Source organism: Pseudomonas rhodesiae (genome assembly GCF_013285305.1).
Classification (GTDB): domain Bacteria; phylum Pseudomonadota; class Gammaproteobacteria; order Pseudomonadales; family Pseudomonadaceae; genus Aquipseudomonas; species Aquipseudomonas rhodesiae.
On sequence record NZ_CP054205.1, the window covers coordinates 5,399,339 to 5,411,705 of the forward strand.

Here is a 12,367-nt window from a genome sequence, read left to right on the forward strand (position 1 = left end):
ATGTCCGGAAAAGCGCAACAGCAGTCTCGTATCAAAGAGTTGATCACACTGGGTCGTGAGCAGGGTTACCTGACTTACGCGGAGGTCAACGACCACCTGCCTGAGGATATTTCAGATCCAGAGCAGGTGGAAGACATCATCCGCATGATTAACGACATGGGGATCAACGTATTCGAAACTGCGCCAGATAAGGATTCCCTTATGCTGGCCGACGCCGATACCGACGAAGCCGCCGCTGAAGAAGCTGCCGCCGCGTTGGCTGCGGTGGAGACCGATATCGGTCGCACGACGGACCCTGTGCGCATGTATATGCGTGAAATGGGTACGGTCGAGCTGCTGACACGTGAAGGCGAAATTGAAATCGCCAAACGTATCGAAGAGGGCATCCGTGAAGTGATGGGCGCAATCGCGCACTTCCCAGGCACGGTTGACCACATTCTCTCCGAGTACACCCGTGTGACCACCGAAGGTGGCCGCCTCTCCGACGTCCTGAGCGGTTACATCGACCCGGATGACGGCATTGCGCCGCCTGCCGCCGAAGTGCCACCGCCTGTCGATGCGAAAGCCGCGAAAGCCGACGACGATTCCGATGACGACGATGCTGAAGCCAGCAGCGACGATGAAGAAGAAGTCGAAAGCGGTCCGGACCCGATCATCGCTGCCCAGCGCTTCGGTGCGGTTTCCGATCAAATGGAAATCACCCGCAAGGCCCTGAAAAAGCACGGTCGCGCCAACAAGCAGGCCATTGCCGAGCTGCTGGCACTGGCTGAGCTGTTCATGCCAATCAAGCTGGTACCGAAGCAATTCGAAGGCTTGGTTGAACGCGTTCGCAGCGCCCTTGAGCGCCTGCGTGCACAAGAGCGTGCAATCATGCAGCTCTGTGTCCGTGATGCACGCATGCCACGTACAGACTTCCTGCGCCAGTTCCCGGGCAACGAAGTGGACGAAAGCTGGACCGACGCACTGGCCAAAGGCAAGGCGAAGTACGCTGAAGCCATCGGTCGCCTGCAACCGGACATCATTCGCTGCCAGCAGAAGCTGAGCGCGCTTGAGGCCGAAACCGGTCTGACGATTGCCGAAATCAAGGACATCAACCGTCGCATGTCGATCGGTGAGGCCAAGGCCCGCCGCGCGAAGAAAGAGATGGTTGAAGCCAACTTGCGTCTGGTGATCTCCATCGCCAAGAAGTACACCAACCGTGGCCTGCAATTCCTCGACCTGATCCAGGAAGGCAACATCGGCTTGATGAAGGCTGTGGACAAGTTCGAATACCGTCGCGGCTACAAGTTCTCGACTTATGCCACCTGGTGGATCCGTCAGGCGATCACTCGCTCGATCGCCGACCAGGCCCGCACCATCCGTATTCCGGTGCACATGATCGAGACCATCAACAAGCTCAACCGCATTTCCCGGCAGATGCTGCAGGAAATGGGTCGCGAACCGACCCCGGAAGAGCTGGGCGAACGCATGGAAATGCCTGAGGATAAAATCCGCAAGGTATTGAAGATCGCTAAAGAGCCGATCTCCATGGAAACCCCGATTGGTGATGACGAAGACTCCCACCTGGGTGACTTCATCGAAGACTCGACCATGCAGTCGCCAATTGATGTCGCCACCGTTGAGAGCCTTAAAGAAGCGACTCGCGATGTACTGTCCGGCCTCACTGCCCGTGAAGCCAAGGTACTGCGCATGCGTTTCGGCATCGACATGAATACCGACCACACCCTTGAGGAAGTCGGTAAGCAGTTTGACGTGACCCGCGAGCGGATCCGTCAAATCGAAGCCAAGGCGTTGCGCAAGTTGCGCCACCCGACGCGAAGCGAGCATCTACGCTCCTTCCTCGACGAGTGATACCAAAACCCCCGGCCCAGGCCGGGGGTTTTGTTTTGCCTAGATAAAAATCCCCGCTTCACCCCTCCTGCGAAATGCCCGTCTACACTCGAAACATTCCCCGTGCCATAACGAGACCGTTATGCCCAGTTTGCCGACCGTGATACTGCTGTCGCTGCTGACCTGGACCGCAACGGCTGGCGCGTTGACTCTCACTGATGATGAGCGTGGCTGGTTGGCGGACCATCAGGAGCTGCGCCTGGGGGTGGACACTTCGTGGCCGCCCTTTGAATACCGTGACGAGAATGGCCGCTACCAGGGCCTGGCTGCGGACTATGTCCGCCTGATTCAGGATCGCCTGGGCATCAAGATAAAACTGATCGAACCAGCAAGCTGGGGCCAGGTGTTGGAGCAGGCTCGAAACAGTCAACTCGATCTCATACCGGGTGTTATGTCCACACCGGAGCGCCAGAACTATCTGGCCTTTACTCGACCTTACATCGACTTTCCGATGGTTATCCTTGCCCACGAAGGTGGGGCGCGCCCGCGCACGCTCAAGGAGCTCTATGGGTTGAAAATTGCCGTAGTGGAACACTACGCCCCTCATGAATTACTGCGTACCCATCATCCCGATATCAATCTGGTCGCCTTGCCCAATGTCAGCTCCACGCTACAGGCGCTGGCCACCGGGAAGGTGGACGCCGTAGTCAGCGACCTGGCCTCCAGCGTCTGGAGCCTGCGCGAACTCAAACTCGAAGGCTTGTATGTCAGTGGTGAAACGCCCTACCGCTATCAACTGGCGATGGGCGTACCCCGTAACGACAAAATGCTGGTAAGCATCCTCGATAAAGTACTGGCGGACCTCAGCCCTGACGAAACCAGCGCAATCCAACACCATTGGGTGGGTAACTTCTCGGATAACCGCACTTTCTGGAACGATCTGCTGCTGTACGGCCTGCCCGCACTGCTATTGATGAGCGCCGTATTGATCATCGCGATTCGGATCAATCGCCGGCTCAGCTCGGAGATTTCCCGCCGCGTCGCACTTGAACAAGAACTGCGCAGCAGCGAATACCACTACCGCAGCCTGGTGGAGAGTTTGTCGGCCATTGCCTGGGAAGCCAGCATCGCTGATTTCACCTACAGCTATGTGTCCCCCCACGCCGAGGAACTGCTGGGCTATCCACGCGCCCATTGGCTGATTCCAGGATTCTGGCGCAATATCATCCACCCCGCCGACCTGACCCGCACCGAAGCCTATTGCCACCGTGAAACCCGCGCCAAGCGCGATCACAGCGTTGACTACCGCGTAATCACTGCCGACGGCCGCTGCCTGTGGGTACGCGACATCGTTAGCCTGATCGAACACGGCCATGAGCCCGTCCTGCGCGGCTTGATGATTGATATCAGCGAAGCCAAGCGCACCGAAGAGGCGCTGCAGCTGTCCGAGCAGAAGTTCGCTTCGGTGTTCCAGCAATGCCCTGACATTCTGGTGATTGCCCGTTTCAGCGATGGACGTCTGCTGGAGGTCAATAAAGCGTTTGAAGACCAGATCGGCTTAAGCGCTGCTCAAGTACTGGGCAAAACCGCCACTGAATTGAACATCTGGGGTATCGACGACGCAGGGCCCGACTTGCTGCACCGCGTGCAGACCACCAGCATTCGCAACCTGGAAATGTCCTTTCGACGTAGCAACGGCCAAGTCTTCACCGGGCTGATTTCCGCGGAGCCGTTCCAGCTCGACACAGTGGAAGCCATTGTCGTGGTGGTGCGCGACATCACCCAGCTCAAGGAAACCCAGCAACAGCTGCAAACCTCCGAAGAGAAATTTGCCAAGGCCTTTCATGCCTCGCCCGATGGCTTGCTGCTCAGCCGCCAGCGCGACGGGCTGCTGATTGAGGTCAATGAAGGTTTCAGCCGCATCACCGGCTTCACCGCTGCCACGTCCATCGATCAGACCGCCTTGGAACTGGGGATTTGGGTCGACCTCAACGAACGCAAACACCTGCTGGAACTGATGCGCCGCGACGGGTTTGTGCGCGATTTCATCTGTCATATCCGCCGTGCCGACGGCCTGATACGCCTGTGCGAACTATCCAGCCGCCCGCTACCCATCGGCGACGAGGACTGCATGCTCACCATTGCCCGGGACATCACTGAACGCCAGCTGATGCAAGAGAAGCTGCAGCAGGCCGCCACCGTGTTCGAGAGCACCGCCGAAGGCGTCCTGATTACCGACACTCGGCAGAACATCAGCGCCGTCAACCGTGCCTTCAGCGAGATCACCGGCTACAGCGAGGCCGAAGCCTTGGGCCAGACACCACGCCTGCTGGCCTCCGGTCTGCATGACAGCGCCTTCTATGCGGCGATGTGGCATCAGTTGACCACTCACGGGCACTGGCAGGGCGAGATTTCCAACCGGCGCAAGAGCGGCGAGCTCTACCCCAGCTGGTTGACCATCAGCGCCGTGCGTAACCGTGACAATGTCGTTACCCACTTTGTGGCGGTTTTCGCCGATATCTCCAGCCTCAAACTGGCCCAGGCCCGACTCGACTACCAGGCCCACCATGACCCCCTCACCGGCCTGCCCAACCGCACGCTGTTTGAAAACAGGCTACAAGCCGCGCTCAACGGCCATCAGCAAACCGGCAAACAAGGCGCTGTGCTGTTCCTCGACCTCGATCGCTTCAAGCACATCAATGACAGCCTCGGCCACCCTGTCGGCGACCTGCTGCTTAAAGGCATCGCGCTGCGCCTCAAGGAGCAACTGCGCGACATCGACACCGTCGCGCGTCTGGGCGGCGACGAATTCATCATCCTGTTACCCGGCCTGCAACATGAGGGCGATGCCGAGCACTTGGCCAATAAACTGCTGGCATGCTTCACGCCGCCGTTCCAGGCCGGCGAACATGAGTTCTTTATCAGCGCCAGCATCGGCACCAGCCTCTATCCCCAGGACGGCACTGACGTCGCCACCCTGGTCAAGAACGCCGATGCCGCGATGTACCGCTCCAAGGCCAAGGGACGTAATCGTGTCGAGTGCTATACCCGCGACCTCACCGTTCAAGCCAAGGAGCGCGTAGCCTTGGAACATGAGCTGCGCCGTGCCATCGAGCGCAATGAGTGCAGTCTCTACTACCAACCCAAACTCTGCCTGAAGACCCACGCCCTGATTGGCGCCGAAGCCTTGATCCGCTGGCACCACCCAAGCTTTGGCGACGTGCCGCCCGAACACTTCATCCCGCTTGCCGAAGAGAATGGCATGATCCTGCAGATCGGCGACTGGGTGCTGGAACAAGCCTGTCGCCAGCTTCACGCCTGGCAAGGCACGTTCGACGATTTCGGCCCGCTGTCGGTCAACCTCGCCGGCGCACAGTTGCGTCATCCCAACCTGCTGCCGCGCATCGAACAACTGCTGCACGACTACCGCCTGGAGCCCGGCTGCCTGCAACTGGAGATCACCGAAAACTTCATCATGAGCCAGGCCGAAGAAGCCCTTGATGTGCTGCACGAACTCAAACGTTTGGGCGTTCAATTGGCGATCGACGACTTCGGCACTGGGTATTCCTCCCTCAGCTACCTCAAACGCCTGCCGCTGGATTTCCTCAAGATCGACCAATCCTTCGTTCGCGGCCTGCCCGACGACCCCCACGACGCCGCCATCGTGCGCGCCATTATCGCCCTGGGCCACAGCATGCAATTCACCATCATTGCCGAAGGCGTGGAAAACCCCGCACAACAAGCCTTCCTTGCCGACGAAGGCTGCGAACAGATGCAAGGTTACATCGTCAGCCTGCCTTTGCCGCCGGAGCTTTTTGCCGCCACGTTCCTTCGTATGACAGTTGAGGACTTTTCGGATAGCACAGCGAGGAAACCATCGCTATAATCCGCGACCTGTTAAGGGCCTATAGCTCAGTTGGTCAGAGCAGAGGACTCATAATCCTTTGGTCCACGGTTCAAGTCCGTGTGGGCCCACCAACTCCAAAGCCGCGCATTGCGCGGCTTTCGCGTTTCTGGCGTTTGATAAACAGCAGCCAATAATCTCAAAAAGCCTGATTCCGCCCACAAAACGTCCATAGCTCACTTGGCGAACAACTGCCCAATATCTTTGAACGCCTTGAATTCCAGTGCATTCCCGCACGGATCAAACAGGAACAACGTGGCCTGCTCCCCCACCTGCCCCCTGAAGCGAATATGCGGTTCCAGCACGAATTTCGTCTGCCTGGCTTGCAGGCGCTCGGCCAGGGCATGCCAGTCTTCCCACCCCAACACCACACCAAAATGCGGCACGGGCACGTCGTGGCCGTCGACTGCGTTAGTGTGCGCCGCTTGCTGGGACGCGGTCTGCGGGTGTTCGTGGATCACCAGTTGATGGCCGAAGAAATTGAAGTCGACCCAGTGTTCGCTGGAACGCCCTTCCTCCAGGCCGAAGACCTCACGGTAGAAGTACCGCGCGGCCGCCAGATCGAATACAGGAATTGCCAGGTGAAAAGGAGCGAGTGCCATCAGGTCAACCCTCTTTTGGATTTTTGAATGCCTGGGAGTTTAGCCTTGCTCCCGCCGATGCTAAGACGATAGTTTTCGCGCCAAGCTCAAATAATTTCGATGATTTAAGGGGCCGAAGCTGCGCGAATCGCAGCCCTCGTCTCGGTCTCTCGCCATGGCACCTTTGCGGCCACCAGGCTACTTGCTGGCCGGCGCAAGCCTGTAACATGCCCGCCTATCGCCGCCTTCACTGGAGTTCTGCCCTTGTCTGTTCTGGATGAAATCGATCGCCAACTGATCGCCGCGCTGCAGATCAATGCCCGCGAAAGCGTGGCCATGCTGGCCCGCCAACTGGGCATCGCGCGCACCACGGTCACCTCGCGCCTGGCGCGCCTGGAGAAAACCCAAGTGATCACCGGTTATGGCGTGCGCCTGGGCCAGCACGTGGTGGATGGCGGCCTGCAGGCCTATGTTGGCATCACCGTACAGCCGCGCTCCGGTAAAGAAGTACTGCGCAGGCTCAGCGCCATGGCTCAGGTGCAACAGCTGTGCGCGGTGAGCGGCGAGTTCGATTATGTGGCCTGGTTGCGCACCGATTCGCCGGAACAGTTGGACCAACTGCTGGACCAGATCGGCAGCGTCGACGGTGTGGAGAAAACCACCACGTCGATCATCCTCAGTAACAAATTGGATCGCGGCCAGCCAATTTGACTATTCATCTCGTCATATTGACTAAAATCAATCCAATCCGACGACACATTGCGTCTTATTAACGATCACAACCCTCCCTAAACTGGCTGCCATCTTTTCCTATACTCAGCGGGTCGCGTCCCGCCAAGCCGTCAGTAAGGTCAGCCATGAGCATTCCGTCCAGCACCATCAGCAAGACCAATCGCCACCCCGCAGACGGCAAAAAACCCATCACCATCTTTGGCCCGGACTTTCCGTTTGCGTTCGATGACTGGATCGAACATCCAGCCGGCCTGGGCAGCATTCCCGCCGAACACCATGGCGCCGAAGTGGCGATCGTCGGCGCCGGCATCGCCGGGCTGGTTGCGGCTTACGAGCTGATGAAGCTGGGCCTCAAACCGGTGGTGTATGAAGCCTCGAAAATGGGCGGCCGCTTGCGTTCCCAGGCGTTTGAAGGGGCCGAAGGCATCATTGCCGAACTCGGCGGCATGCGCTTCCCGGTGTCGTCCACCGCTTTCTACCACTATGTAGACAAACTGGGGCTGGACACCAAACCGTTCCCCAACCCACTGACGCCTGCCTCCGGCAGTACCGTGATCGACCTCGAAGGTCAGACCCACTACGCACAAAAATTGTCGGATCTGCCGGCCCTGTTCCAGGAAGTGGCTGACGCCTGGGCCGATGCGCTGGAGGCCGGTTCGCAGTTCGGCGATATCCAGCAGGCCATCCGCGACCGCGACGTACCGCGCCTCAAGGCCCTGTGGAACAAGCTGGTGCCGTTGTGGGACGACCGCACGTTCTATGATTTTGTCGCCACTTCCAAAGCCTTCGCCAAACTGTCGTTTCACCACCGCGAAGTGTTCGGCCAGGTCGGTTTCGGCACCGGCGGCTGGGACTCGGACTTCCCCAACTCGATGTTGGAGATCTTCCGCGTGGTGATGACCAACTGCGACGACCACCAGCACCTGGTGGTCGGCGGCGTGGCCCAAGTGCCCATGGGCATCTGGCGCCATGTGCCGGAACGTTGCGCCCACTGGCCGGCGGGCACCAGCCTCAGCACACTGCACCGTGGCGCGCCACGGGCTGGGGTTAAGCGTATCGCCCACGCCGCCAATGGCCGCTTTGCCGTCACCGACACCTACGGCGACACCCGCGAATACGCTGCCGTGCTGACCACCTGCCAGAGCTGGCTGCTGACTACCCAGATCGAGTGCGATGAAACCCTGTTCTCGCAAAAGATGTGGATGGCACTGGACCGCACTCGCTACATGCAGTCCTCGAAAACCTTCGTAATGGTCGACCGCCCGTTCTGGAAGGACAAAGATCCGGAAACCGGCCGCGACCTGATGAGCATGACCCTCACCGACCGCCTGACCCGTGGCACTTACCTGTTCGACAATGGCGACGACAAGCCTGGGGTGATCTGCCTGTCCTACTCGTGGATGAGCGATGCGCTGAAGATGCTGCCGCAGCCCATCGATAAACGGGTGAAACTGGCTCTGGACGCGTTGAGCAAGATCTACCCGAAAGTCGACATCAAGGCGCGCATCATCGGCGACCCGATCACCGTGTCCTGGGAGGCCGACCCGCATTTCCTCGGTGCTTTCAAAGGTGCGCTGCCTGGGCACTATCGTTATAACCAGCGCATGTATGCGCACTTTATGCAAAAGGACATGCCTGCCGAACAACGCGGGATCTTCATCGCCGGGGACGACGTGTCTTGGACACCCGCGTGGGTGGAAGGCGCGGTACAAACCTCACTGAATGCCGTATGGGGCATCATGAATCACTTTGGCGGTCGCACTCACCCCGAAAACCCGGGGCCAGGTGATGTGTTCGACGAGATCGGACCAATCGCCCTCGCCGATTAAGGAGCCAGGCCATGCGTGTTGCGATCTACCAATGCCCACCGCTGCCGCTGGATGTGGCCGCGAACCTTAAACGCTTGCACACCGTGGCGCACGAGGCATCCGGCAGCGCCGATGTGCTGGTGCTGCCGGAGATGTTTCTGACCGGCTATAACATCGGGGCCAAAGCCGCCGGGGCGCTGGCCGAAGCGCCGGACGGGGACTCGGCGCAAGCGATTGCCAAGCTGGCGAAAAACGCCGGCCTGGCCATCCTGTATGGCTACCCGGAACGGGCCGATGACGGGCAGATCTACAACGCCGCGCAACTGATCGACGCCAACGGTCAGCGTCTATGCAATTACCGCAAGACTCATTTGTTCGGCGATCTGGACCACTCGATGTTCAGTGCCGGGAACGATGATTTCCCGGTGGTGGAACTCAACGGCTGGAGGCTCGGGATACTGATCTGTTACGACTTGGAGTTCCCGGAAAACACCCGGCGCCTGGCCCTGGCCGGCGCCGAACTGATTCTGGTGCCCACCGCGAATATGGTGCCGTTCGATTTCGTCGCCGACGTAACCGTGCGGGCGCGGGCTTTCGAGAACCAGTGCTACGTGGCTTACGCCAACTATTGCGGGAACGAAGAGGACATTCACTATTGCGGGCAGAGCAGCCTGGCAGCACCGAATGGCGAGCGCATCGCCCTCGCAGGTCTGGATGAGGCCTTGATTGTCGGCACCGTTGATCACCAGGCAATCCTCAACGCGCGCATGGCCAATGACTATTTGCAGGACCGTCGCCCCGAGCTGTACGGCACGCTGCACAAGCCCTGATCCCGCAGGTTTGCTAGCATGAGCGCTTCCCACGCTTTGGAAGTGCCCATGCCCGCCCCGGCCTACCCTCACCCTGCCACCCTGACTCTGGCCAACGGCCTGCGTGTCACCCTGCACGCTGCACCCCATTTAAAGCGCTGCGCCGCTGTGGTGCGGGTGGCCGCCGGTAGCCATGACGCGCCCTTGGCGTGGCCGGGGTTGGCGCACTTTCTGGAACACCTGTTGTTCCTGGGGACCGAGCGCTTTCCGACGGGCGAAGGGCTGATGACCTACGTGCAGCAGCATGGCGGACAGGTCAACGCCAGTACCCGTGAACGCACCACCGAATTTTTCTTCGAACTGCCGGTGTCGAACGTTGCACAAGGGCTGGAGCGGTTGGCGGATATGCTGGCGCGCCCACGCCTGGCACTGGACGATCAGCTACGGGAGCGCGAAGTGCTGCAAGCGGAGTTCGTGGCCTGGTCCCAAGACGCCAAGGCCCAGCAGCAAGTGGCCTTGCTCGAAGGTGTGGCGAACGGTCATCCGCTGCGCGACTTCCATGCCGGCAACCGGGATAGCCTGCCGGTGGAAACCGAGGCCTTTCAGCAAGGCTTGAGAACATTTCACGCGCAGTTCTATCAGAGCGGGCAGATGACACTGAGCCTGGCCGGGCCCCAACCGCTAGATCAACTCCAAGCCCTGGCGCACCGTTTCGGCGAAATCATCATTCCCGGTTCCGGACACCCACAGGTGGCACCACCAGCCCTGATGCAAAGCCAGCCCCAGGCTTATCGCCATGTCGCCGGAAAGCATCTGCACCACGTCATCGCCTGCAACGCACCACGCGAAGCCCTGGAGTTCCTGTGCACCTGGCTCAACAACCCAGCGCCCGGCGGACTATTGGCTGAACTGCAAGCCCAAGGCCTGGCCACCGCGTTGCACGCCAGCGTGCTCTACCACTTCGCCGGGCAGGCGCTGTTGGACATCGACGTTACGCTCAGCCAGCCAGGCGAGCCGGCGGCTCAGGTTGAAGCGTTGCTGCACGACTGGCTGGGCTTTTTCGCACACAGTGATTGGACGTCACTGCGCGAAGAGTTCACCCGATTGACCGCGCGCCAGCGGCAGGTCCAGGGCGCATTGGCCCTGGCCCGCAACGACCGCGAAGCCCTGTCGGATCAGGACATCACCGCGCTGCACACGCTGCTGGATTCACTGCACCTGCCATCCGCTCGACACTTATGGCAACTGCCCCCCCACAACCCTTTCCTGCGCCCGCCGGTCAAAGACCAACGCGCCGGCTTGATTCGTGGCCAGACCAGCGCCCATCGCGGCTTGCGCACCTTTGCCCAGGACCGCTCGCGGGGCCGTAGGGACGCAGCCGCGCTGACCTTCAGCCAGGCCTTACCCATAGACGGCCAGGAAGGTGCGCTGTATTTGAACTGGCGATTTGACTCGCACGCGCCATCCGGGCTGGAAGGTGCGCTGCATGCTTTGAGCGAAAACGCTCGCCAAGCAGGGCTTGAGTTGACCGTTGAAACGATCGGCCATGATTGGCGGGTCAGCCTGGTCGGGCTTCACGCGCTCATGCCGACGGTACTTGAAGCGTTAGCGCAAAATCTGACGCAAGCACAGGAAACACCCGACACCACGCCGCCGCTGCTCGCCATTCGTACGCTGCTTAAAGCGCTGCCCGCCTGCTGCGCAGAGACCACGGCCGCAAATGCAAATAACACCGTGTCCTGGAGCACCGCGCGTTGGCATGGGCTGGGAGTAGGTTTGCCGCCGGCGTGCGAGGCGCTGATAAAGACAGCGGCCGCGCGACTGCCGGGGCAACCGACGAGCATTGAACGCCATACCCGTGACCTCAAAGGCGAACGCGTATGGCATGAGGTCAACACTGATGCCAGTGAAGCGGCCCTGCTGCTGTTCTGTCCGACACCCAGCCCCTCCCTGGCAGATGAAGCCGCGTGGCGCCTGCTCGCTCATCGGGTCCAGGAGCCGTTTTACCAACGCCTGCGGGTGGAACAGCAGATCGGCTACGCCGTGTTCAGTGGTATCCGACAGATCAGCGGGCAGACCGGCCTGTTGTTTGGCGTGCAATCGCCCCATCTGTCGCTGGATGAAATTGTGCAGCACCTGCACAGTTTCCTGGCGCAGCTGCCTGGGCTGATCGAAGGCGACACCGACTTGGGCAACGCGGCCCTGGCGCAGCAGTTCGCTGTCGATACCCTTCCCACCGCACAGGCGGCGCAACTGATCTGGCACGCGCACCTGGCGGGCCATCCGTCGGATTACCTGGCGCTGCTTCAACAACACATCCGCGACTGTACGCCCCCAGACCTGCAGCACGCCGCCCAGCAGTTGAACCACGCCGTCGGTGGCTGGCACTGCGTAGCCAACGGCCCACACACGACGAACGCCTGGCCGCTCAAAAATTGATCATTGCCAACCCTGCAACAGCCTTTTTCCATCAAGACAGCGCTAACTTGAAAAGAATTAAGTAACATTCCCACGCACGCATCTGAACATCTCCGACAGGAGGTGGACTATATGTATTACTTGGTAGTAAACGTCCCATCACTTCGTAGGAGTAAGAATATGACCTGGTCCAAACCTGCTTACACTGATCTGCGCATCGGTTTCGAAGTCACCATGTACTTCGCCAGCCGTTAATCCGCTGGGTATTACAACGCCTCGGTTCGC

The 12,367-nt window shown here is 60.0% G+C and carries 8 protein-coding genes and 1 tRNA gene; 8 read left to right on the forward strand and 1 reads right to left on the reverse strand.

The genetic code is table 11. The annotated features are described in order from the left end of the window. From rpoD to HRH33_RS24535, 3 genes are all read left to right on the forward strand, one after another. Complete coding sequence (rpoD, locus tag HRH33_RS24525; RefSeq protein WP_034101087.1) at window positions 1–1,851, forward strand: RNA polymerase sigma factor RpoD; 1,851 nt, start codon at window positions 1–3, stop codon at window positions 1,849–1,851. A 121-nt stretch (window positions 1,852–1,972) separates the two neighbouring features. After that, entirely contained in the window at window positions 1,973–5,716 is a 3,744-nt protein-coding gene (locus HRH33_RS24530; RefSeq protein ID WP_167417628.1) for an EAL domain-containing protein, read from the forward strand. A 15-nt stretch (window positions 5,717–5,731) separates the two neighbouring features. Then, a tRNA-Ile gene (locus HRH33_RS24535) sits at window positions 5,732–5,808 on the forward strand. A gap of 102 nt (window positions 5,809–5,910) precedes the next feature. On the opposite strand, the gene HRH33_RS24540 is transcribed toward HRH33_RS24535, so the two are convergent. Beyond that, complete coding sequence (locus HRH33_RS24540) at window positions 5,911–6,336, reverse strand: VOC family protein (RefSeq protein WP_167417629.1); 426 nt, start codon at window positions 6,334–6,336, stop codon at window positions 5,911–5,913. Window positions 6,337–6,579: 243 nt separating this feature from the next. Between HRH33_RS24540 and HRH33_RS24545 the strand changes: the two genes are divergently transcribed. From HRH33_RS24545 to pqqA, 5 genes are all read left to right on the forward strand, one after another. Then, the gene (locus HRH33_RS24545) at window positions 6,580–7,026 is read left to right on the forward strand and encodes an Lrp/AsnC family transcriptional regulator (protein ID WP_167417630.1); all 447 of its coding nucleotides are present in this window, start codon (window positions 6,580–6,582) and stop codon (window positions 7,024–7,026) included. A gap of 167 nt (window positions 7,027–7,193) precedes the next feature. Beyond that, window positions 7,194–8,876 carry a flavin monoamine oxidase family protein gene (locus HRH33_RS24550; protein WP_034101758.1) on the forward strand — a complete coding sequence of 561 codons (1,683 nt, stop codon included), beginning with the start codon at window positions 7,194–7,196 and terminating at the stop codon, window positions 8,874–8,876. 11 nt (window positions 8,877–8,887) lie between these two features. Beyond that, window positions 8,888–9,685, forward strand: coding sequence for a carbon-nitrogen hydrolase family protein (locus tag HRH33_RS24555; protein WP_167417631.1), 798 nt, complete (start codon window positions 8,888–8,890; stop codon window positions 9,683–9,685). A gap of 48 nt (window positions 9,686–9,733) precedes the next feature. Continuing rightward, window positions 9,734–12,103: a pyrroloquinoline quinone biosynthesis protein PqqF gene (pqqF, locus tag HRH33_RS24560; protein ID WP_167417659.1), complete on the forward strand. Its 2,370-nt coding sequence runs from the start codon at window positions 9,734–9,736 to the stop codon at window positions 12,101–12,103. Window positions 12,104–12,262: 159 nt separating this feature from the next. Further along, window positions 12,263–12,337 (forward strand): pyrroloquinoline quinone precursor peptide PqqA, encoded by a 75-nt coding sequence (gene pqqA, locus HRH33_RS24565; protein WP_003194766.1) that lies wholly within the window; start codon window positions 12,263–12,265, stop codon window positions 12,335–12,337. Window positions 12,338–12,367 lie beyond the last annotated feature (30 nt).